The 19,893-nt window shown below is 65.7% G+C and carries 38 protein-coding genes; all 38 read right to left on the bottom strand.

Translation table 11 applies throughout. The features are described 5' to 3' along the window. Nucleotides 1-41: 41 nt before the first annotated feature. Nucleotides 42-245, bottom strand: coding sequence for a hypothetical protein (locus CP967_RS31245; RefSeq protein WP_150491179.1), 204 nt, complete (start codon nt 243-245; stop codon nt 42-44). After that, nucleotides 242-379, bottom strand: a complete 138-nt coding sequence (locus CP967_RS34200) for a hypothetical protein (protein ID WP_167535287.1) — start codon at nt 377-379, stop codon at nt 242-244. The genes CP967_RS31245 and CP967_RS34200 overlap by 4 nt, the downstream gene beginning before the upstream one ends. Next, nucleotides 376-735, bottom strand: coding sequence for a hypothetical protein (locus tag CP967_RS31240; protein ID WP_150491178.1), 360 nt, complete (start codon nt 733-735; stop codon nt 376-378). Before CP967_RS31240 ends, CP967_RS34200 begins: the two co-directional genes overlap by 4 nt. Continuing rightward, nucleotides 735-932, bottom strand: a complete 198-nt coding sequence (locus CP967_RS31235; RefSeq protein WP_150491177.1) for a hypothetical protein — start codon at nt 930-932, stop codon at nt 735-737. Before CP967_RS31235 ends, CP967_RS31240 begins: the two co-directional genes overlap by 1 nt. Further along, nucleotides 932-1,126, bottom strand: coding sequence for a hypothetical protein (locus tag CP967_RS31230; protein WP_150491176.1), 195 nt, complete (start codon nt 1,124-1,126; stop codon nt 932-934). Before CP967_RS31230 ends, CP967_RS31235 begins: the two co-directional genes overlap by 1 nt. Then, nucleotides 1,123-1,515, bottom strand: coding sequence for a phiSA1p31-related protein (locus tag CP967_RS31225; protein ID WP_150491175.1), 393 nt, complete (start codon nt 1,513-1,515; stop codon nt 1,123-1,125). Before CP967_RS31225 ends, CP967_RS31230 begins: the two co-directional genes overlap by 4 nt. Before the next feature lie 315 nt (nt 1,516-1,830). Beyond that, nucleotides 1,831-2,574 (bottom strand): hypothetical protein, encoded by a 744-nt coding sequence (locus CP967_RS31220; RefSeq protein ID WP_150491174.1) that lies wholly within the window; start codon nt 2,572-2,574, stop codon nt 1,831-1,833. Between the two features lie 71 nt (nt 2,575-2,645). After that, a complete protein-coding gene (locus CP967_RS31215; RefSeq protein WP_150491173.1) occupies nt 2,646-2,915 on the bottom strand; it encodes a hypothetical protein in 270 nt (89 codons plus the stop codon). 94 nt (nt 2,916-3,009) lie between these two features. Then, the gene (locus tag CP967_RS31210) at nt 3,010-3,777 is read right to left on the bottom strand and encodes a recombination directionality factor (protein WP_150491172.1); all 768 of its coding nucleotides are present in this window, start codon (nt 3,775-3,777) and stop codon (nt 3,010-3,012) included. Nucleotides 3,778-3,917: 140 nt separating this feature from the next. Beyond that, nucleotides 3,918-4,319 (bottom strand): hypothetical protein, encoded by a 402-nt coding sequence (locus CP967_RS31205; protein WP_150491171.1) that lies wholly within the window; start codon nt 4,317-4,319, stop codon nt 3,918-3,920. Beyond that, on the bottom strand, nt 4,312-4,854 hold the full coding sequence (locus CP967_RS31200) for a C40 family peptidase (RefSeq protein ID WP_229888286.1): 543 nt from the start codon (nt 4,852-4,854) through the stop codon (nt 4,312-4,314). The genes CP967_RS31205 and CP967_RS31200 overlap by 8 nt, the downstream gene beginning before the upstream one ends. Continuing rightward, nucleotides 4,851-5,078 carry a hypothetical protein gene (locus tag CP967_RS34195; RefSeq protein ID WP_167535286.1) on the bottom strand — a complete coding sequence of 76 codons (228 nt, stop codon included), beginning with the start codon at nt 5,076-5,078 and terminating at the stop codon, nt 4,851-4,853. Before CP967_RS34195 ends, CP967_RS31200 begins: the two co-directional genes overlap by 4 nt. Next, the gene (locus tag CP967_RS31195) at nt 5,057-5,530 is read right to left on the bottom strand and encodes a hypothetical protein (RefSeq protein WP_150491170.1); all 474 of its coding nucleotides are present in this window, start codon (nt 5,528-5,530) and stop codon (nt 5,057-5,059) included. Before CP967_RS31195 ends, CP967_RS34195 begins: the two co-directional genes overlap by 22 nt. Continuing rightward, the gene (locus tag CP967_RS31190) at nt 5,527-6,222 is read right to left on the bottom strand and encodes a DNA cytosine methyltransferase (protein WP_150492134.1); all 696 of its coding nucleotides are present in this window, start codon (nt 6,220-6,222) and stop codon (nt 5,527-5,529) included. The genes CP967_RS31195 and CP967_RS31190 overlap by 4 nt, the downstream gene beginning before the upstream one ends. Nucleotides 6,223-6,263: 41 nt before the next feature. Then, a complete protein-coding gene (locus CP967_RS31185; protein WP_150491169.1) occupies nt 6,264-6,569 on the bottom strand; it encodes a hypothetical protein in 306 nt (101 codons plus the stop codon). Continuing rightward, nucleotides 6,566-7,084 (bottom strand): hypothetical protein, encoded by a 519-nt coding sequence (locus CP967_RS31180; protein ID WP_150491168.1) that lies wholly within the window; start codon nt 7,082-7,084, stop codon nt 6,566-6,568. Before CP967_RS31180 ends, CP967_RS31185 begins: the two co-directional genes overlap by 4 nt. A 384-nt stretch (nt 7,085-7,468) precedes the next feature. Next, nucleotides 7,469-7,654 (bottom strand): hypothetical protein, encoded by a 186-nt coding sequence (locus tag CP967_RS31165; RefSeq protein WP_150491165.1) that lies wholly within the window; start codon nt 7,652-7,654, stop codon nt 7,469-7,471. After that, nucleotides 7,651-7,950 carry a hypothetical protein gene (locus CP967_RS31160; RefSeq protein ID WP_150491164.1) on the bottom strand — a complete coding sequence of 100 codons (300 nt, stop codon included), beginning with the start codon at nt 7,948-7,950 and terminating at the stop codon, nt 7,651-7,653. Before CP967_RS31160 ends, CP967_RS31165 begins: the two co-directional genes overlap by 4 nt. Beyond that, nucleotides 7,947-8,387, bottom strand: coding sequence for a hypothetical protein (locus CP967_RS31155; RefSeq protein ID WP_150491163.1), 441 nt, complete (start codon nt 8,385-8,387; stop codon nt 7,947-7,949). The genes CP967_RS31160 and CP967_RS31155 overlap by 4 nt, the downstream gene beginning before the upstream one ends. Then, on the bottom strand, nt 8,387-8,710 hold the full coding sequence (locus CP967_RS31150) for a beta barrel domain-containing protein (RefSeq protein ID WP_150491162.1): 324 nt from the start codon (nt 8,708-8,710) through the stop codon (nt 8,387-8,389). The genes CP967_RS31155 and CP967_RS31150 overlap by 1 nt, the downstream gene beginning before the upstream one ends. 219 nt (nt 8,711-8,929) lie before the next feature. After that, nucleotides 8,930-9,172, bottom strand: a complete 243-nt coding sequence (locus CP967_RS31145) for a hypothetical protein (RefSeq protein ID WP_150491161.1) — start codon at nt 9,170-9,172, stop codon at nt 8,930-8,932. Further along, nucleotides 9,169-9,405, bottom strand: a complete 237-nt coding sequence (locus CP967_RS31140; RefSeq protein ID WP_150491160.1) for a hypothetical protein — start codon at nt 9,403-9,405, stop codon at nt 9,169-9,171. Before CP967_RS31140 ends, CP967_RS31145 begins: the two co-directional genes overlap by 4 nt. Further along, nucleotides 9,402-10,361 carry a phosphoadenosine phosphosulfate reductase domain-containing protein gene (locus CP967_RS31135; RefSeq protein WP_150491159.1) on the bottom strand — a complete coding sequence of 320 codons (960 nt, stop codon included), beginning with the start codon at nt 10,359-10,361 and terminating at the stop codon, nt 9,402-9,404. The genes CP967_RS31140 and CP967_RS31135 overlap by 4 nt, the downstream gene beginning before the upstream one ends. Nucleotides 10,362-10,542: 181 nt before the next feature. After that, a complete protein-coding gene (locus CP967_RS31130) occupies nt 10,543-11,139 on the bottom strand; it encodes an RNA ligase family protein (protein ID WP_150491158.1) in 597 nt (198 codons plus the stop codon). Further along, nucleotides 11,136-11,564 (bottom strand): DUF7448 domain-containing protein, encoded by a 429-nt coding sequence (locus tag CP967_RS31125; protein WP_150491157.1) that lies wholly within the window; start codon nt 11,562-11,564, stop codon nt 11,136-11,138. Before CP967_RS31125 ends, CP967_RS31130 begins: the two co-directional genes overlap by 4 nt. Before the next feature lie 65 nt (nt 11,565-11,629). Continuing rightward, nucleotides 11,630-11,878, bottom strand: coding sequence for a hypothetical protein (locus CP967_RS31120; RefSeq protein WP_150491156.1), 249 nt, complete (start codon nt 11,876-11,878; stop codon nt 11,630-11,632). Further along, nucleotides 11,875-12,279, bottom strand: a complete 405-nt coding sequence (locus CP967_RS31115) for a hypothetical protein (protein ID WP_150491155.1) — start codon at nt 12,277-12,279, stop codon at nt 11,875-11,877. The genes CP967_RS31120 and CP967_RS31115 overlap by 4 nt, the downstream gene beginning before the upstream one ends. Continuing rightward, entirely contained in the window at nt 12,276-13,079 is an 804-nt protein-coding gene (locus tag CP967_RS31110) for a PD-(D/E)XK nuclease family protein (protein ID WP_150491154.1), read from the bottom strand. The genes CP967_RS31115 and CP967_RS31110 overlap by 4 nt, the downstream gene beginning before the upstream one ends. Nucleotides 13,080-13,346: 267 nt before the next feature. After that, nucleotides 13,347-14,090, bottom strand: a complete 744-nt coding sequence (locus CP967_RS31105) for a hypothetical protein (protein WP_229888284.1) — start codon at nt 14,088-14,090, stop codon at nt 13,347-13,349. Between the two features lie 86 nt (nt 14,091-14,176). Further along, nucleotides 14,177-14,539 carry a hypothetical protein gene (locus tag CP967_RS31100; RefSeq protein WP_150491153.1) on the bottom strand — a complete coding sequence of 121 codons (363 nt, stop codon included), beginning with the start codon at nt 14,537-14,539 and terminating at the stop codon, nt 14,177-14,179. A gap of 433 nt (nt 14,540-14,972) precedes the next feature. Beyond that, entirely contained in the window at nt 14,973-15,602 is a 630-nt protein-coding gene (locus tag CP967_RS31095; RefSeq protein WP_150491152.1) for an HNH endonuclease, read from the bottom strand. Between the two features lie 50 nt (nt 15,603-15,652). Next, a complete protein-coding gene (locus CP967_RS31090; protein WP_150491151.1) occupies nt 15,653-15,898 on the bottom strand; it encodes a hypothetical protein in 246 nt (81 codons plus the stop codon). Continuing rightward, nucleotides 15,895-16,467, bottom strand: coding sequence for a deoxynucleotide monophosphate kinase family protein (locus tag CP967_RS31085; RefSeq protein WP_150491150.1), 573 nt, complete (start codon nt 16,465-16,467; stop codon nt 15,895-15,897). Before CP967_RS31085 ends, CP967_RS31090 begins: the two co-directional genes overlap by 4 nt. Before the next feature lie 83 nt (nt 16,468-16,550). Further along, entirely contained in the window at nt 16,551-16,880 is a 330-nt protein-coding gene (locus tag CP967_RS31080; RefSeq protein ID WP_150491149.1) for a hypothetical protein, read from the bottom strand. A 3-nt stretch (nt 16,881-16,883) separates the two neighbouring features. Then, nucleotides 16,884-17,867 (bottom strand): N-acetylmuramoyl-L-alanine amidase, encoded by a 984-nt coding sequence (locus tag CP967_RS31075; RefSeq protein ID WP_150491148.1) that lies wholly within the window; start codon nt 17,865-17,867, stop codon nt 16,884-16,886. 63 nt (nt 17,868-17,930) lie between these two features. Then, entirely contained in the window at nt 17,931-18,533 is a 603-nt protein-coding gene (locus CP967_RS31070) for a hypothetical protein (RefSeq protein ID WP_150491147.1), read from the bottom strand. 17 nt (nt 18,534-18,550) lie between these two features. After that, nucleotides 18,551-18,811 (bottom strand): hypothetical protein, encoded by a 261-nt coding sequence (locus CP967_RS31065; protein ID WP_150491146.1) that lies wholly within the window; start codon nt 18,809-18,811, stop codon nt 18,551-18,553. Continuing rightward, complete coding sequence (locus CP967_RS31060) at nt 18,808-19,824, bottom strand: DUF5047 domain-containing protein (protein ID WP_229888283.1); 1,017 nt, start codon at nt 19,822-19,824, stop codon at nt 18,808-18,810. Before CP967_RS31060 ends, CP967_RS31065 begins: the two co-directional genes overlap by 4 nt. Nucleotides 19,825-19,893 lie beyond the last annotated feature (69 nt).

Here is a 19,893-nt window from a genome sequence, read left to right as displayed (position 1 = left end):
TCACCGTCAGGTGACAACGTGCGCTCGCTCATTCGCTCCCCCTAGAAGATGTCGCGGGTGATGACGAGGGCCTCGCCGTTGTCCAGGGCGTCGACGAGGTCGATGATCGTGGCCGCCATCGACAACTCTTCGCCCTCGCGGGAGCTGGCTACCTCCGTGTTCTCGTGGACCGGAGGAATCCGGGTATGCTCACGCTCCCCGTTCTCCGCCATGGTGCTGACCTTGTGCACGTTGATGCGGCTCACTGCTCCTCCAGCTCCCTCATGAACTCCTCGGTCAGCCAGGGCCACAAGGCATACACGCTGCGCGGTTGGCTGAAGGTGACAGGCTCCTCGTCGGGGACGGCCCGGACGATGCGGAGGGTGGGGTCGTGGTTCATGAGCCGCCCCATTTCTTCGTCTCCGGGTCGCGCTCGTCGAACGGCTCCCACGCGAGGGAGGCTCGTTCGACGTAGACGCGGACGACGCGCGCAGTGGTCATGCGCGGGTTCGGGCCCCAGCCGCCGTGCACCTGCTTGGTTCGGCTCGCGGCGTCTCGGGACGCCTGGATCCGCGCGTTACCTGCTGACTGGTACGGACCGCGGGTCTCAGTGCGGATCTCCTCGTTCCACTCTTCGAGGTACGCAGGGACGTCGAACCGGTTCTGGAAGGTGCTCTCCGGATTCGACTTCCGAGTCTGGTACTCAACGACGGAGCGCCACTGCTCCGTGTCTTCGATTCTGCCGTCCGTCGCCATCAGACCGCCTCCCAACCCGTCGGCCGGACCTCCACAAGGTCGCCGGCGTCCGATGCTCTGTCCAGCGGTACGACGTCGAACGGCTCCACGTCCGGGTCACCGTGACCGAACGCGACGAACTGGACGATCAGCGGCGTCACCGCCTGGTAGATGTCGCCGCCCTTGTCGCGGTAGAAGTGCCCCACCTCGACCATCATCAGTTCCCCTCTCGATTGATCACCTCGACCACAGCCCCGCGCACGAGCGCGACACCGACGGCCTCCCAGTACTTCGCGAAGTCCTTGCGCTCCGTCGCGTTCCTCCGCACCCGGATCACGGCCTCCTCGCCGGCGGCCCGGATATCGCCCAGGGCCGGGGCGTTGGCGGCGTCGATGGTGTGGATGGTTGTCACTGGGTGACCTTCACCAGCGGGCCCCAGTTGGCTTCGATGTCGTCCACTGTGTCGTCGTTGTCCATGTAGCCGGTGTAGGTCACGAAGGGCCGACCGGAGTGCACGGTGCGCTTCCCGGTGAACTCCCAAACGTCCCCACCCCGGTCCCGATACGACGCCGACAAGTCGTAGGTGATACCCGCAGCCGACGTGTACGTGTCGGCCGCCGGGGCGGACTGCTCAGGCTGGGTCGGCCGGGTCAGCGCGTCCAGGATGCACACCGTCGCCCGGGTGCTGGCATCGGATGCGAGAACCTCCCGCAGCTCGTCCGCCTCGTCCTGCGTCAGCGTGAGAACGATGACCGTCTCTTCGAGGGTGCGCGTGCGGGTGTCGTACTGTGCGGTTGCCATGCGGGTCTCCTCGTTTCAAGGCGTGTGGTAGGTAAGTGCTTCGCGTGCTTGGTCCCCAGTGACCGGATGGGCGGGTGGGAGGCCGTAGGCTGCGGACGATTCATCCATGATGCGAAACGCAGATACCGTCACTCCCACGGCACTTACCACCGCTTCCTCATGGGACAGTCGATCCTCTTCGCGGTATCTCCGATAGAACTCAACCACCACGGCGTGGACGTCCCGACGACGTAGGGCGGGGGTTATGTCCATGGGCTCTCCTCTCTCTCCTACGCACCCCGCTCCCGGGCCACGTGGGCGCCGGGAGCGGGGTGGTCACTGCTTGACGAAGGGTCCGTAGTTGAGGACGGCTCCGGAGATGTCGAAGGCGTCGGCCGACACGCTGTACCGGCTCCGTCCCCAGTCTCCGTGGAGCACGCCGTCGATGAGCGCGAACCGCCAGAGGTCGCCGTTGTTGTCGAGGTAGTCGACGCCGGGGACGTAGGTCACGCCCTTGTACGTCCAGGCATCGTCGGCCGGCTCGTCGACGGGGGTGACCTCGGCGACATAGACGCAGTCGTCCACGTCGTCGCTGATCTGGACGCAGTAGACGTGGGTGTCGCCGTTGCTCTCGCGCCACGTCTCCGTGTTGCTCGTCACCGTGCCCGTGCGGCCGTGGCACCTGTCCGCGTACGTCGCCCGATCGATCCGCACACGGGTACCGACCGGGACAAGGGCGGGGGCTTCTACCTTGATGAGGGAACTCTCCGCAGGCGCATGGTGAACCCCGTCCAGCTCCATCACCCAGAACGGCGACCCGCCGTACGCGGAGGCGAAGGGACCGGCCACTAGGTTGCCCGCGACGCCGGCGAAGGCAGCCGTCGACGTGACCTTGTCGCCGACGGCGAACTCCGGGAGCGGCTCCAGGTCGACGCTCTTGAATGCCCGCTCGTCGTCGCCGTCCTGCTTGACGACGTACATCTTGTAGGTGTCGAAGGTGCTGTTCACCGGGCCGTACGTGATGACGCCTTCGCCGCCGGCCAGGACTCGTACCTTGTCCCCCACCTTGAACTCTGCCATGCTCTCTCCTCCGTGAGTGCCGTACGAAGGCCCCCGCATCGTCGGTGTGCGGAGGCCGGGTGATGCGTCGGTCAGGCGGTCGGGGCGTCGCCGATGACGACGACGTGTTCGGCGCTGACGTACTGCGGGGCGAGCGTTGACCGGGCGGAGAAACCGGAGTCGCGGCCCGTCGGCTGGACCTTGAGCCGCGGGACGACCCGGCCAGCGCGCTTGTCACTCATGGTCTCCATGACGGTTGCCTCCGTCTGCCGGACGCGATTTCCGCGCCGGGTCGCGTAGACGACCAGCTTGCCGGGACGGATCTCGGCTCCGGTGAAGTCGGTGAGTCGGGTCTTGGCCATGTCAGTTCTCCTCTGTGAGTGGGTATAGTCGTGACCACGCAGCCCCCTCCGACCTCTACTCGGAAGGGGCTGCGTTCGTGTGCCGCGCGATAGGTCAGGCGGCCATCGGGAGGTCAGCCGGCTGGGCGGCCTCGTAGACGCCCAGCACCTTGACGACCGGCATGTTGTAGGCCACGTCACGGCCCGCCTTGGTCGTGTAGGCCACGTGCTCGATCGTCAGCGTGGCCCGCACCGGGCGGCCCGGGTCGGTCACCTTGCCGTCCGCGTCCTCCTGACGGCCGCCCGTGTTATCGATCGCCTCGATGACCTCGTGGAGGACGTTGACGAGCGACCAACCGCCGCTGTTGAAGCGAAACTTGCCCAGCTCCGGGTTCGCCGCCAGCTTGAACGTGATGTCGATCGACGGCTTCGGCCCCTTGCCACTCTTCGCACGCGCCTTGCGGTCCTCCAGGAGCGGAGGGCAGCCGCACGGGGTGCCGACCAGCGTCGGATCCTCGTCCGACAGGTACTTCACGCCGTCGCAGTGGTGGGTGAGGCCGGAGAATCCGAAGAGCTTCATCGAGGCGTCGATGGCGTCGGAGTTCTCGATGATGACCTCCACCGACTTCGACTCCGTGAGCACCTGGAGGTTGTCCTCCTTGTCGGTGTCCCACTCCTCCTTGACGCCGCCCATCAGGGCCGCGATGGTGTCGGCGACGTCGGGGTCACCCGTGGTGACGCGCCACTCGTTCAGGCTTTCCGGCTGCTTGCCGACGAGCCGGCCGGACCGGAAGCGGCCCACGACGTCGTTGGAGAAGTTGGCCTTCGGCTTCGGCTTGGCGTCGGGGTCGGTCTCGAAGATGGAGCGGATGTTGTTCGCCATGTGTGAGTGCCTCTCGTCAGTGGTGTGGGGTAGGGGTGCTCGTCCCTACGTCTTAGTTATGTGGGAATTCGGCCTCGATGTCGCACGGAATTTCCAAGATCTTTTAATCTCTTGGACGGCGCCGATTCCGCGTTAGTCGACTAGCGCGGATCCGCGGTGCGTGCCAGGGCGGCTCGGAGTCGGGCGATCTCGTCGCGCAGGTGCTCCACGGCCTCGGCGCCGAGGACAGCCTCCTCCGCGGCACGTCGACGGGCGGAGAGCCAGGCGAGCCGGTAACGGTCGCGCTCTCCCAGAAGGTCGTCACATGCCGTGACGACGTCCTCCAGCATGGCCAGCCGTGTGTTCACCTGGTCTACGTGGAGCTTGGCCCCGCCCACCTTCGCTTCGGACAGCCGGAGGGCACGGGAGAGGCGTCGGACCTCGGCTCGAAGAGCTTCGATTCGCCCCGCGTCCTCCTCGCGCTGGAAGGCGCGTTGTCGGTGCGCCTCCGTCAGCTCCTCACGCAGGTCGTAGACCTCGGCGGAGACTTCCTCGTCACTCATTCGCCAGCCTCCAAAGGTCTCGGTCCGACGGCGACACGCGCCGCGGGTTGATGAGCTTCCAGAGATCCCCTGGCGTCACGTCCCCGGGTAGCCGTCCGTCGTCGAAGAGGTGCACGCCGGCACGGAAATAGACCTCGTCAACGAGCTGGGAGCAGATCATGTGACCCGTGTCAGCCACGAAGTCGCGCACCCACGCAGGACGGATGCGGTAGTGGGCCAGGCCGATCGAGGCGTAGTCCAGGAAGCTGTACGGGGTGCCGACGAGGGAACGCGCCTCCATGGCGATGTTGAAACGCGTCTGGTCTTCCAGATCGAAGTGCCCCGTTGACCACTGCACGACGGGGCTCGCATCCTCCAGGCGAATCAACTCCGCCCCGCCCGGCATCGCCTGGACGACCATGCCGTCACCGACATAGACATACGCGTGCTGGACCGGCGCAGCGTCGCCAACGAGGGCCTGGCCGGCAGCGACGAGGCGGCCGGTGATTCCCTCGATCCTCGTGAGCCCGAAGTCTCCGGGCAGGGGCTCGGTCACAACGCCTCCACCTCCAACCAGATGCGGAAAACCTTCGCGTCGTAAGGGAAGGGGTCGCAGGTCTCCATCTGAATGTCGATCGATCGGCCATCCTCCGCCACGGCCAGGAGGGTGCACTTCTGCTGCGGTCCCTCCTCCGGAACGGTGTAGCCCTTGATCCACTCCGCCAGGGTTCCCAAGGCGTAGTCCTGAACGTCTGCCGTCAGGTCGTCGGGGTCTGCCATGCTTCCTCCTCTACAAGCGTGTGTGCCTTGCTGAGCGCCTCCTCGATGAGCGGCGCCCACTTCTGCCGACGGGTCTCCACGGCGCGGTTGAAAGGGGCCTTGTGGGCTTCGAAGGCGTCGGCCGACGTCGGGGAGGTGGCGGTGAAGGCAGCCACCCACGCGCTGGCGTACCGCTCCGCCCGGAGTTTGGCGGCGTAGCGCTGGTACATGCGGAGCTTCTCCCGGGCCTGCTCCAGGTCCCGGCACACCCGGGCATCGTGCTCGATCTGCCAGAGCGACCGCCCGGCCGGTCCGGGGAAGGTCTCGCAACGGATGCAGGAGGCTGCCTTGCCGTGCCATGGAGTGGTGCGGAACTCGTCCCGCGGCTTGCGGCGCCGGCACAGGCCGACGCAGAGAAGGGTGGCCCGGTCGTCGCTGCGGTAGGTGGTTCGGTACTCACCGAAGGTGGTCACGCCGCCTCCCTCATCTCGTCGCCCATGACGTGCGCCATGAGCCGTTCACCGATCCACTCCGTATACGCCGGCGGGATGGCCTCGCGCAGCCCGTCCCGGTTCGCCCACGGCATCCCCATGACGTCGCGCGCCAGGTCGACGCCCGTGAAGTTGCCGACGACGTGCATGTACTCCCCCGGCTTCACGGGGCGGCCCATCTTCGTCGTCCGGGCGACGTGCTGCGGGTGCTCCGGGGGGACGAAACTGAAGCCGCCCCCGGGCTCGAACAGGCGGTGCCGGTAGGTCTCGATGCCGAACATGGCGCCGCACAACATCCGCGGGGTGCGGAGTTCGGAGGCAGCGTCCATGACGTTCTCGATGACCCAGGGGAGGCCGGTCTCCTCCAGCGCCTTCCGCGTCGGGCCGATCAGGTCCGGGTGGTCGTTCTTCTGGATCCTGTGCGTCTTGCTGTAGAGCTGGCAGGGCGGTGAGGCGCTGGCCGAGTTGAAAAGGTGCCCGTACCGATGCACGAACTCCACAGCGTCCGCCTGGACGAACTGATCCGGATGGACGTAACGAGGCTGGGGGTCGATGTCGACGCCCAGGACCGTAAAGCCAGCGTCCGCGTAGCCCTTCGATGCCCCGCCCTGGCAGCAGAACAGATCCAGGTGCAGCGGGCGGCCCAAAGCTCGGAGAGTGGCGATCAGGGCCAAGATCTCACCGTGGTCGACGAGAGTAAGTGGCTTGCGCAGCTTCACCGACGACCTCCCCGCGGGTCGTGGTCTCCGAGGAAGGGCAGCGACGACCTGTACGCGGCGCGCTCCGCGGCGGCACCCTGCCACGTCTCGAACGCGCGCTCACACGCCCTGACGACGGACTCCCCAGCCGGGACGTCGGGCTTATGGATGACGTACGTGTCGGTGACGAGCGTCGACCGCCAACGGCCTTTCTGCTGCCGGATCTCCACCATCAGGTTGGATATCGACGTCTCTCGGATCCGGTAGAAGTAACCCTCCGGCAGCTCCGGGGCGCCAGCGGCTACGAGTTCGGCCATGCTCATGAGGTCTCCTCCGTGTGCAAGTTGTCGAACGCCGTGAACCGAGACCGTTCCGGCTGCGGGGCAAAGCGGGCGTTGTCCGGGTAGCGCTCACGATGCTTGGGCGGGATGGTTCCCTGCGACCAGAGGTCGTGAGTGGTCACCTTGCGTCCGTCGAAGAACTCGATGTCGAAGCGCCGACCACCGAAGCCGCCAGAGTTGCCAGGGCCGATGGAATAGTGCTGACCGTCGACAACCACCCGACGGGACTCGTTGGCGTCGGACGGCAGGGTGTAGATGTCCGGGTGCTGGCTGTGTCCGGTCCAGAAGTCATCAGCGCTGTCTTCGCGAACCTTCACGGATACCGTGATGTCGTAAATGAGCGACGTACCGTCGTCCTGGCCCATCTGCATCTCACACGTGACGGTCGAATCGTCGTCGCTGAAATCTCCAGCCCGCCGCGAACTGAAGTACCCCGGTTCGCTCTTCGTCAGCCCGTCGACAATGCTCAGGACGCCATCCCATAGTGCTTGCTTCATTAGCTCTCCTCCTTCTGACAATCCTCGGCATGATGTCCCTGCCGCATCGACTTAGCGCACAGGGGCGGGTGATGCTCGCACTCGTCCGCGACGGCCTCCACGTCGACGAGGCCGCACGAGACTTGCGGACAGGGGCAGTCGTCTTCGATCTCGTGGCCGGTCCAGGAGCGGCCGATGTGGTAGGCCGTCACTGGTCCGCCTCCTTCTTCCAGAGACGTGCTTCACGGCGCCGTACAATGCGACGGAACCACGGCCCCTTGTCGCCCTCGTCGGCGTACCTGTGCGGGATGATGCGACTTGCGGACAGCAGCCCGTTGGGACGCCCCGCGCGGTTCTTCCGGCTGTGCCACCGTGGCCGGCCAGTCCCGGGAACAGGAGTGCTCATCACTCGCACTCTCCATCCGTCAGGAACTCCGCCACCCGCAGCACGTCGATCACGTCCGGCCGGTAGCCGCCCCAGTCGAGCAAGTGCGTCAGCGTGTGTGCCGCACGGAACGCGTCGGAGCGGTCCATGCGACGGGTCAGGGCGACGGCCGCCGGGGTGGGCTCGCCAGCGTTGATCTGCGTCACAGCTCGTCGCCTTCCTCTTCCTCGTCCTCCACGTCGTGGTCGACGAGGTCAGCCGCCTCGCGCATGTCGCGCCGCGTGGTGAAGTCCCAGTCCGAGAAGGTGTCCGCCTTCGCCCGGATCTTCTCCGCAGCTTCGTGCAGTACCTGATCCCGGTAGGCCGCCAGGATCTGTTCCGGACGCGTGTTGTAGTGCTTCCGGCAACACCAGTCGAGCGCCATCCCACGGATTTCGTCGAGGATGAAGCCCTCTACGTCGAGGCCCGGACCCAACTCGTCCGGCATGCTGCACTCGCTCATGTGCTCTCCTCCACGTCAGGGTCGATGGCGTCGGCAGCTGCGTTGCAGTCGCCCATGTGGTCGTCGGTGTAGCTCCGCAGGCGCTCGGAGTTCCGAATCCGTTCCGCGGCCTCGTGCTCCACGGCGGCCCGGTAGTCGTCGATGGCGTCGTCCAGCTCGAACGAAAAGTAGGCGCCGTCCCACTCGTCGGCCGCCTTGACGACCGCCTCTCGCGCCCTGATGGTCCGGCTCATCGCGACGACCACGTCCCGCCCGACCTCCGGGCAGTCCTCCAGGCGGTGACTCGTTCGGATCGTCCTCATGTTCTCCGGCGGGTGCTGTCCGCACGCGTCACTCGTGTTGTCCCGGTCGACGAGGCCGCAGGGCGCCTTGGGGCAGGGACAGAGCGCTTCGACGTGACCGGGACCGTCCCAGGAGCGGCCGATGTGGGTTCCCATCAGCTCTCCTCCAGAATCTCGACGATGCACCGCAGCTGGTCCGTCGTCAACGTCGGGACGCCCGTCTGAAGCAACCCTTTACTGCGCATGGTGATGCGCAGTTGCTCCCGCTCAGCCTCCTCGCTCAGCGCTTCCCGGGTGGTCAGCCGTCGAGCACCGTAGTCCTCTTTGTTCCAGCCCGTGCCCCGCCGGAACTGCCCATGGGTACCCTGAGCGGTCAGGTACAGGCGACCGACGGTCGCGATCGTGACGGGGCGGGGCTCGTCGCGCTGGTCGCAGAGTATGGCTTCGTCGCCTACGGCCAGGTGAGTCAGGTCAGGCATCGGGCACCTCCGGGTCGATGAGATCGGCAGCAGCAGCACTGCACGGACACAGCTCAGCGTCGGGTGACGTCTCCCCGCACCGGTCGGTACGGATCCTCTCCGCCAGCTCGTGAGCGTGGTCGGCCAGAATCTTGTCCGCCACTTCCTCCGCGAGACGGCGCAAACCCCCGTCAGGATCTTGTCCGCCAATCAGGCCTATGATCTTTTCTCGGGCGCTTATCACTTCAACCTCCCGAACCGGCGTTCCAACTCCTCGCGGATGATGCGGCGAATGAGGTTCTCCTCGTCGTAGCCGGGCTCAGGGATCCACTGCCCGGCGGCGTCGCGGACCTGGAGGGGGCCGTACTGCCGACGAATCTCGTCGAGCGGCCGGGTGTAGTGCCCGTCATTGACGTAGTAGCCCTCGTTCTCCGCGTCCCAGAACCACTGGTCGCCGGAGGCATCAAGGTAGGTGTCGCTCACGCCGCCTCCCCGTCCCGCCAGCCAGCGCGGTAGCCACGGTCGTACGCGTCGTCGAAGGCACGGATGTGCACGCCAGCCGACGTCAACAGCGCCTTCACGTCAGCCTCGTCCATCACGACGGTCGAGATCGTCTCGCCCCGGGCGTTACGGGTTTCGAGGTCGAACTCAATCCCGCGCCGGGTGATAGTCACCGACGAGCCGTCGGCGGTGTGGATGGTCTGGAAGTGCCTCATGCTGCGATCACCTTTCCGCCTGTCGCGCGGTCGTCGCAGGAGCCGCACATGGCCCCTGACTTGAATCGTCCTTGCTGCTTCATCGCCTGAAGGTCCCGGCGGTAGGCGCCCCATCCCCACGTACGGCGGGGCTCGGGAATGTCCTCGCGGTGCGCGATCAGCGCCTCCAGTTCCTCGATCTGCTCGCGAATCTCGGGGAACCACTCCGCGATCATGTCCAGCTCGTCCTTCTCCGCGAACGCACCGCAGAGGCACTCACCCGACATGTGGATCAGGTCTGAGACCTGGTTGACCGGTACGTCGCCGGCCATCAGCCGGTACGTATTCAGGTCGAGCTTCGTCCACATCGTCAGCGGGGACGCATAGCACATGGAGCGGTGCCGGTCCCACGTCGTGATGGTGGAGCGCCGTGCAGACTCGCTCCGGCGTCGGCCGCCAAGGAAGAGGATCCGCTCCCGGTAGGGGTTCTTCACGACCTCCGACCGGGCCTGTTCGAGGCACCGTTCCTTGAGGCGCTGGAACATCTTGAAGTGCTGTCCCGGTCCGGGGAATCCGACGTCGAGAACCTGCTGTCGGTAGGAGTCCTTCGCCTTGGGGCTCTTCTCCATCAGAGGCAGGCCCCACATTGCGCAGGTCTCCCGTACGAACTGACGGGTCTGCTCGATACCGATCCCGGTATTGGCGTGGATCGCCATGTCCGCTCGGTGCCGGAATATGTGCGCCAGGGTGGTGGAGTCGTTGCCGCCGGAGTACATGACCGCCATGGCCGCCAGGCTGTGCTTGACGAAGAACTTCTCCAGCGCCCGGTCGACGGTCCAGTGCGCCAGGCCAAGGAGTTCGCGAACACGCTGCTCCCGCTCGGACTTGGTCATCCGGGCAACCTCGTCGGGAGTCTTCTTCAGTGCTCGGGCTGCGGAACTCGTCCGGGGGAACGGCACGTACATCACGTCAGCCATCTGATCTCCTCTGCTCGGTGGTTACACGCCCAAAGCCCCCGGCGCCGAAGCAACCGGAGGCTGAGGGTGTTCGCGCTAGTCGACTAGCGTGGTCAGTGCTGGCACCGCGATCGATGACACCCGTGGGAGTGGCACCAGTCGGGCGAGCGCATCTCCTCTTCGGTGGCGCGGAGGGTGTGTCTCATGCGGCGGCCTCCCACTTGCCGGCGTCGTTCGCGTCCAGAGTCACCTTGAAAACGCTGCGGGTCTGCGAGTGGTACACGCGGATGCCCTCGGGGTGCATGAACCCAGGGGCTGCCTTGGACCCTCCCATCTGGAGGTAGTAGAGCTGCTGCCGGATCTCGGTCTCGTCGAACTGCCCGGAGTACAGAACCGGTACGGCGTCGATCTGCGCGCCAACGCTGGCGTCCAACGCCCGCAGTTCCGGCGACGTGTTGGACTCATCAACCTCCCGCCACCGCGAGGTGTTGAACAGGCTGAACACCTTCCGGTCCATCCCGTACCGCCGCTGGATCCCCCGGCCCCACCACTCGCCGAAGTGGAGGCCCGGACCGAGGATGTACGCCAGCTCGTCGGCGTTGTCGGCCGCCCAACGGGCGAAGCCGTAGTTGTCGCTGTCCGGGGTGATGATGCGCTTCCGGGACTGCGCGACGACCTGGCCGTCCTCGCTGATGTGGAGGCCGGCGTTCGTGCCGTCGATCTTCTCCGTGATCACTATCTCGCGGAAAAGGCGCGACGTCTTGGGCCACTCGCGGAAGTCGGGGTTGAAGTCGCTCACGCGGCAGCCTCCAGTTCCTTGACCGTGATGTTGAACCCGTAGCCGTAGTAGAAGGGGTTACCGCTGCTCCAGCCGACCTCCAACTTCAGGACGTCGCCCATGTCGGCGTAGATGTGCCACGTCGAGAAGCCGCCCGTGGTGCCCACGCCGGTGATGATGTGATCCACCTTGTCCGGGTCCAGGAGGAAGCTCTCCAGGGCGGTGTACGCACAGCAGTCGTCGGTGTCCTGAAGTTCCACGCGCTTGCCGTTGTCCAGCGTGATGATGAGCGCGTCCGACGAACCGCCCCACCACGTGGGAGTCGACGTGCGCTCAGCACTCACGATCCGATGACCGATCACCGCTTCTCGCAGCGCGTCGACGTTGCTCGGCATCGTGCCGTCGTCGCTGTACTCGCTCAGCATCTCTTCCGGGTACATGGTCATCTTCTCTCCTCATCCCATGCCGAAGCGGGGGCGCCCTGTGTGGACGCCCCCGTGCGTGCCTTGCGCTACTTGCGGCGCCGGCGAATCGTGCCAGCGATGTAGTCCAGGCCGACCATCAGGAGCAGCATCGTTCCGTACCCGATGGCGGGGACGGTGGCCGTCAGGCCGTGCAGTGCCCCGACGGCAAGCATCAGGATGAAGGCATGTGCGGGAAGCAGGGCAAGCCGCAGCAGCCCCGCCATGAGAGAAGCCCGCAGCTGTCGCTGTGCAGCCTCGTGCGGCTCTTCGCCAGGACGTACCTTGAACTCGGTCATGCGCTCTCCCCCTTGAGTCGCGCGATCTCCCGCGCCTGGCTGACGATGGTGTTCTTGAGGTCGTCGATCAGCGATCCGCCAGGAGCGTTGGCGCCCCAGTATTCGGCGGATGTCTCCAGCTCTGCGAGACGCTTGCGGAGAGCCTCCGCAGCACCCACCACCCGCCGCATGTTCGCCGGATCCCAGACCGACATCCGCGGCCCGGTGTCGCCCAGGACGACGCCCAGCGCCACGGCAACGTTGCCGACGACCTGACGAGCCTGGCCGCCGATCTCGTTCTCCTTGCACACAGCCGCCTCTGCGGCCGACTCCAGCCGGTCGATGATGGCTCGGGTGTCGGGGTCTCGGTGCTGTGTGCGCTCGTTGCTGAAGGCGGTAAACAGCTCACCCAAGGTACTCACGCCGCCCTCCGCATCGTGCCTGTCTCCTGCTCCCCGCCCTTGGCGATCGGCCGGCCGACGACACCCTTCTTACCGTCGCGCTCCCAGTCGAACACCTCCCGGAGCGCGAGGAACGCACGGAACACCTCCTCGCCGCACTCCACGGGAACGAACTGCCAACCCTCGGGGCGGACATGGAGGACGGCGCCGCCGGTCATGGCCGGGACGTCGACGCTCTCCCCGGTCTCCGCGAGGATGATGCGGTTCGCGTAGCGGTAGGCGGAGAGCTGGAGGGCCACCGAGTCGTAGACAGCCTTCGACGTCTTCCAGTCCAGGAGGACCACCTCGCCGTCGATGCGAGCGATGGCGTCGAAGCTGCCGGCGTAGAGGTGCTCGTCGCTCCAGACCGTCTCCTCCAGGTGGAGGAACTCCGGCTGGATCTCCTGGAGGAACTCGTCGAACCAGCGGACGTGGGGCTTGATGTCCGCGTGGACGTGCCGCGGGTTGATGGTGTCCCCACGCGCCTGGCGTTCGAACATGTCGTGCGCGGCCGACCCGAGATCGCTCGCTGCCCTCGTGTACCGCCGGGGAGCGCCCTTGAGGTAGTCCACGGCGCCGGCAGGATCGCGCTCCGCCAGCTTCAGGACCGTGTCACGGTGCTCGACTGCCGTCTCCGCAACGATCTTGGCGTTCCAGTACGTCAGGAAGTCCTTCGGGGCCATGCCCGCGATGGACGTCACACCCGGGACCTTGATCCTGCCGTCGTCCGGGTCGACATAGAAGCGGCTCCCGCCGCGCTTGATCGTGCTCACTCCGGCCATGTGGCCTCCTCGTCGTCGCTGCCGTTCGTCCCTACGTCTTAGTTATGTGGGAAATCGGCCTCGATGTCGCACGAGGTGAGCAAGATCTTTTAGAAACTTCTGGCGCCCCCTCCTCCCGGGCCAGTATGACCAAAGTGACAAACTAACCCCCTATTTTCCTTTCTCCTTAACGCGCGTTAGAGAGAATGAAAAATAGGGGTTAGTTTGTCACTTTGGTCAATCTCGCCGCCGGGGAGGCGGAGGAGTCCTGTTGACGTCGGCCGACGATCAGGCTCCTGACCTGGGCTTATGGGTCAGCTTGCGCAGGGAGGCGATCTTCCGCTCCAGTGCAGCTAGCTCCTTGTCCAGCTTGGCTCGTTGTCCGTCCGTCATGTGCTTGGTGATGACGGTACGGTCCATTTTGCCCACAATGTCCTTCGCCACCTCGGCAAGCCGAAGGTGATCGGACGTCGCCTTGACGGGCTGGCCGGGTGACGCAGGCTCGGGAGCCGTCCCCTTTGCCGCCTTCTTAGCCGGCTTCGGGGTGGACTCTTCGACGGCAGAGGCGGCCTTCGATGCTTTGACGATCGCCGAGTTGAGCTGGCGGGCATCCTGCTGCCGTTCCAAAAGCGACGTCGGCTGGAGGTCGTACTTCTCCAGCTCTCGCGGTGTCAAATACCTGCGGAGAAGGTTGTTGATGTGCCATCTAACGGATGCCTGCGTCTGTGTGATTCGGTCCGCAGGCACACCCAGCCCGCTGTACATACTCGCCACTGTGGCGCGGTACGGGCCACTTCGACCAGCCACATCGTCATACCGGAGCCGCAGAGCGATCTGCGTGATGGCGAGGTTTTTCAGCAGTAGCGTTGACTTGCCCTGGATCTGGTCGTACTCGCGTGCATATGCGGCACCACGAGCGACGAGGGTCGATTCCGACTCGTTCCTGATGTCGTCCAGCTCAAGCATCGGAAGGTCAGGTGCGCTGACCTCGACGCCAGCGCGCTCGGGTCGGGCGATCTCACTCGGGCTCACGGCATGACCTCTCGACATCAAGACAGTGGGGGCACGGCTACCGTAGCGCAAGGCACTATCAGTAGCCAGCCCTTACCTCATCTTGATCACTGCGTCGTGAACGGCTTCCCGCAGACACCGCAAGTGACCGGCCCCAGCGCAGCCACGGTGGGCGACATCTTCATCTTCCGCGGGGGTGTGCATCCGCACTGCATCGTCAGCCGGTCTGGGGTCCGGTGTCGTGCTGGCGCCTCCGGGACGGGGAGGAGCGGCAGTGTGCGCGGGATGACGTCGTCCAGGGCGACGATGTCGGAGGCGTAGCGGTTGCGGGCCCCGGGGGTCAGTGCCGGAGTGGCGTATCCACGAGCGCCTGTTCGCACCATGCCCGCCGGCCAGTGGAGCCCGGTCTCCTCGGCGGCCGTCAGAAAGGCTCTGTTGTGATACGCCCCGCGGATCGTGGTCTCCTGCACTCCCCGAATCCAGCACAGAACGTGCGCCGCCTCGTGGAGGATCGTTTCGACTGTGCAGGCGCCTCCTTCCTTCAGGGTCTCCGCACTGATCACGAGACCGGTCACCACGTCGCCGGCCCACGCTAGTCGACTAGCGCCGTCGTGCGTGGCGGATGGAGGAGCGGTACTGACGTCCAGCCGAGCGGCCGGGAGGTCGGGGAGGGCGTCGCGCACGTGCCCCCATAGAGTGTCCAGCGCGTCATGTAGCGGCTGGGGTGAGGTCGTCATACGGCCACGGTATTGGCGGTGTGTCGGACGACACAACTCAGGGTGTAGGCGGCAGACGTACCGTTTCCACCCCCCGCGGAACGCAAAAAGGCCCCGCACCTGCCTGTTACGGCAAGTACGGGGCCCGGGTGCGCGGTGTGAAGTTTTACCTAGAGGTAAGGCTGCGTTAAGCCTCGTCGACGTCGAGTAGGAGTGGCGCCAGGTTCGGGAAGCGCTCGGCCAGCCACTCCCAGGGGTCGCGAGCGTGCTTGCCTCCTGCGCCTCGGTTGCAGTCGACGCAGGACGGGACGATGTTCGCGAGGGAGTGTTCGCCGCCCCTGGAGAGCGGGAGGATGTGCTCGATCTCCTCGAAGGGGCCACCGCAGAAGACGCAACCGTAGAGGTCGTGGTCCTCCCAGTCGGCAAGCATGTCGTCGTGAGTGAAAGAGATGACGGTTGTGGCTGCTTTGCGGGCACGGCGGACAGCACTATGGTGTCTGGCAAGCGCCCGATACCGTTCTGGGTTTTTATTACGCCACCGTGCCTTGTAACCAGGGTTCCCCACGTACCAGCGACGGGCGCTCTCTCGAAGGCGTTCACCGTGCTCCCCGTATCGACGCTGATTAGCGGCCGACCGACAAGCGTTGCACGCAGAGCGCCGACTGTCCGGCGCCGTAGAGTTCTGGTTAAACGCTTCGTACCCCTTCACCACGAAGCATTTCCCGCAAGCCTTCGCCGCCACCCCCTTCTCCCGCATCGCCCTGTTGAACCGCATCCTGACCTTCTTGTCCGCGAGCGGACTCTCCTTGGTCTCCATACGCCGAAAGCCCCCGGCTCCGAAGAGACCGGGGGCGGATGCTGCGGGTGCTACTCAGCCGGCGTGACCTTCTTCCTCGTGCTCTCCCCCATCAGGATCGGGAGCGCCACGGCGCCCACGGTGACGATGTGGTCCGCGATGTCGGCCTGAGCGAGCGAGGGGATGAAGAACGCCAGGGCCAGTACCACCGACGTTAGTGCCGCACGCAGTCGGACGGGCTCCTGCGCGGCGAAGATCTGGAGCCGGACGTACAGCCGGAGGCTCAAGTCGTTCAGGTAGGTACGGATCGTCTTCATGCGACTCCTGTCGTCAGCAGTGCGCCGCGCGTCGCGCGGTCGTGGAAGAGGGCCAGCTCGTCGTGCAGGTCACGGATCGAGCGGTCGTTGCAGATCAGGTGGTCCGCGGCTGCCGGTCCCAGTCGCTCCGACTCGTGGTCGAGCTGCGGCGTGCCGGGCCGGTGGAGGTAGAGCAGTGCGAAGCCGGCTCGGTGGAGGGAGTCGACCTCGTTGGGGTACCGGACGTCGGTGATGACGACCGGGATGCCTGCCTCGTTTGCCTCCAGAACGCGCTTCATGGCGGCTCGGAGCCAGAAGTCCTCGTCGATGGCGCGGACTGCGGCGCCGAGTTCCTGGAGGATGCGGCGGACCTCGGGGAACTCGTCCTTCGCGCGTTCCCATCCGTCACCCCGCACGACCATGCTGAGCGAGTAGTGAGACTGGGCGCACACGATCGGGTCCAGCTTCAGTGCCGCTTCCTTGAGCGGGTCGGCGAACCCGATCCGCCGGTACTCGCGGTTCTCCACGAGCCACTGGCCGGCGGTGTCCTTGCCGCTCCTGGCTCGTCCGATGATGCCGATGTTCTGCATGGCGTCCTCTCCCCATAGCCGACGTGCCTGTCTTGGTTATGTGGGAAATCGGCCTCGATGTCGCACGGGAACACCATGATTTTTTAAGAGGTGTCTCCGCGGGGACGAGGGGCACCGATGACCAGGTGCTCGGCGTCGTGGCCGGCCTGCCACTCACGGACACGCGAGAGGCCCTCACGGACCTCGTCCAGGTCGTCGCGGACGTCGTCCAGGCGGGCATCGAAGCGAGTCTGAAGACGGCTTCCTACGGCGTCCAGGGCGTCCAGGGTGACGGCGCGGGTCTCCTCACCCTGGTTCTCCACAGCGGTGCGGGTGCGTCGGAGGACGGTAAGAAGGGCAGGTACGGCGGCCACCACTGCCGCACCCAGGACGGATGCAGCGGTGATGACTGCGATGATGATCTCAGGTGCCATGGGTCACGCCTTGACCTTGAAGTCATGCTTGACGCCCAGCTTCTCCAGCGACGCCCTGCCCGGGATGCCGTCGGCCGCGGAGCCGGTGTAGCCGCAACGGCGCTGCCAGGCGGCGTAGGCGGTGCGCGTCAGGCTGCCGAAGGAGCCGTCCTTGGCGTAGGCAGCGGGCAGCAGTCTCTCCGCCTTGAGCGCCGCTTCGACCAGCTTGACGTCAGCGGGGTGCGTGGTACCGCCCTGCTTGAGGCCCGGGTCGCGACGAGCAGCGGCGACGAGACGCGACAGGTCGACGGTGGGCTTCGCCGGAGTGGCGGGCTTGGCCGGCTTCGACGGCTTCGACGGCTTCGACGGCGTGGTGGGCTTCGGCGCCTCCTCCAGCTTCAGCCGCGCGGCCACGTCCTTGCGGAACTGATCCATGTCGAAGTCCGGGCCGTCCTCGCTGCCGACCGGCCCCTTGGGGTCGATCTTCCGAGTCGTCCCCTCCCGGTGGCCGATCACGGAGTCCGCGGTCCAGCCGTGGAAGCGGCAGATCGCAGCAGCCCAGCGGACGGCAGCGTCGTACTGACGCGTCGGGTAGAAGTCCTTGCCGTTGCCCAGGTTCTCGATCTCGATGCCGTACGTCCGCGCGTTGGCGTCCACGCTCTCCGGTCCGGAAGGACGCGGGTGCGTGGACGACTCACGCAGCATCGCGTTGAAAGCGTTTGAAGGGAAGCTGCCCGCGTGGTTCGCGCGGCCGTTACCGACCATCGTCGCCAGGCCGGCCTTGCTCAGGTGCGTGTGACAGAGCGGGCCGGGAAGGCCAGCCATGCCGTCGTAGCAGAGGGCGAGACTGTTCACGCCGGCAGTGTGGTGGATGACGATGCCATGAACCGGGCCCCATGCCCCCTTGTGGTTCCGGTTGTGCGTCCGCCAGCTTCGGTACTCCTGGACGTCGACGCCCTCGTCCCGCAACGCCTTGACGAGCTGACTCGCGGTCATCGGTGTAGCCATGGTTCCCCTCCCGGGCATAGAAAAAGCCCCGTCGCTGCGGGGCGGAATTGGTGTGTGGCGGCGTCAGTCGAGCGAGACGCGGATCCCGTCGAGGTAGACGAAAGACGACGTCATCCCTGCGGGCAGCCGGAAGGAACACGCGCCGCTCGTTGCGATGGTCACGCGAGCGGAGAACCGGGACACCCCGTCCGACGTCGAGAAATTGGCCGACGTGATGAAAGACGCTGCGGTCTTCGGACGTGCTTCCGTTGGCAGGGTCATGAACGTGGTCTCGGTGTTTGCCACGAGATCGGCTCCGGTCGATCGCGCGAAGGATCCACGAAGCTGTGCGTCGCCGTTCACAATTCGATATCCGGGCGAGCCGCCATTCGCCACGTATCCCGATGCGAAGGTAAGTGGCTTCCATGGTCCCGGAGACATCGGCCGCCATTTCCGATCAGCCTCGAACCGGTCCCACCGATCTTCGGCGATCAGGTAGCAGATCTGACCCGGGGTGGCGACAATCGGGCCGCCAAGTTTCGCCGCTCGGTCGTTGGCGTTGGCGAAACGGAGGACGGAGAGTCCAACGAGGCCGTTCACCACCGTTTGGAAGGCGGATTCTATGTTCGGCGTATCAGACAGAACGGGATACTGGACCCCCTGCCCGTACGCGTCAGGTGCTGGCATTCAAATGCTCCTCATAGTCACGACGTCGCAAGGGATCCGGCGACAATCCAATTTCCGTCCGAGTTGTAATCCACTTTCACCATGTCGCCCACCGCCGGGGTGGAATAGGACTTCAGACGGCGGACTTTCTCCACGGGGCCGCGGGAGGTGGCGATATCCACCGTCCCGTCGGCGTAGGTGGCCGTCACAGTGGCGATGAGCCAGCCCGGGGCCTCCTGTGCCACGGCGCGACTGGCGGCCCGCTGTACGGCCTCTGTGAGGCTCTGACGTGCGGTCATGCAGCCTCCTCCTTCCCGCCCCGGAGCGTCAGGGACGACGATCCCTCGGCCGTCAGAGGGACTGTGAGCGACTGGACGATGGCTTTCTCTTTGTGCCCGGTGTGCGAAACCCGAACGCAGTCTCCGGCTTCAAGTGCGGCATTTGGAATTGCGGAGATGGAAAGCTGCACATTCCTCGCTGTAGCCTCTGCGAGTGCGTACGTAGCTGCTGCCTGACAGGCTCCCACGGTCGTCCAGAGAGCCGACGAGATGTATTTCGGGACGCGACCGAACGGGCCGCCCCATCTCGTCGGACTGAGCGGGTTCGTGTCGTACACAACGGCGCTCACGGGTGCCGATCCCGACGCAGTATTTTCCCCGCTCGCCACAACGGCGTTGTAAACGGCCGTTCTTGACATCGATCGGGAGGCAGACATGAGCGTTCCGCCCTCTCCCTCCGCGATGTCCCAGACAATCGGGGCTGTCACCGGATCGGGAATGTCGGCGATTACGAAACGATCCAGCGCATCGACGTAGATCTCCGCCTGCATCGCCAGGGCGATCTGTTGAACCGCGTCCCATCGGTCGGCTCCGGTGTTCCACGTCGCGATTGCGCAGGAGGGATTTCGAGATCCAGCCGTTGCGTTGACGATCACGGCGTCCGGGAGCGTCTGACGGATGAGGTATTCCATTGCCGTCACGCACGTCGTGTAGCCGCGGGTCGATGTCGGGACGAGGAACTTATCGTCGATGATGTGGCATTCCGACGAGTGGCCGGTGAGCGTCACAGGACCGTAAAGGGTGTCCCCCGAGGGCTCGTTGATGCGGAAAGTTCCGAGAGGAACGCTTTCCACCTGACCGCCGGCAAAACGAATTCCGCGGGAGACAACGAGACGCTGTCCGTACACCGCGAGCGGGTCCAGCTCTGCCCACGGAAGGAATTTCGGATCCGACACCGTCAGGGAGAGCGTGCGGCGGATCCTGCTCCCGCGGTCCACCGTGACCGACCCGTCCGTGATGGGCAGGTCGGTCACGGTGGTCGTGGCCCCACGATGAGCGCTCACGGTCACCGTGATGGAGTGGGACGTCGTCAGGGCCTGGAG

The sequence above is a fragment of the Streptomyces nitrosporeus genome, from assembly GCF_008704555.1.
Lineage (GTDB): Bacteria > Actinomycetota > Actinomycetes > Streptomycetales > Streptomycetaceae > Streptomyces > Streptomyces nitrosporeus.
Note: the sequence above shows the minus strand (reverse complement) of the source record. Positions and strands in the feature narration are given on the sequence as shown.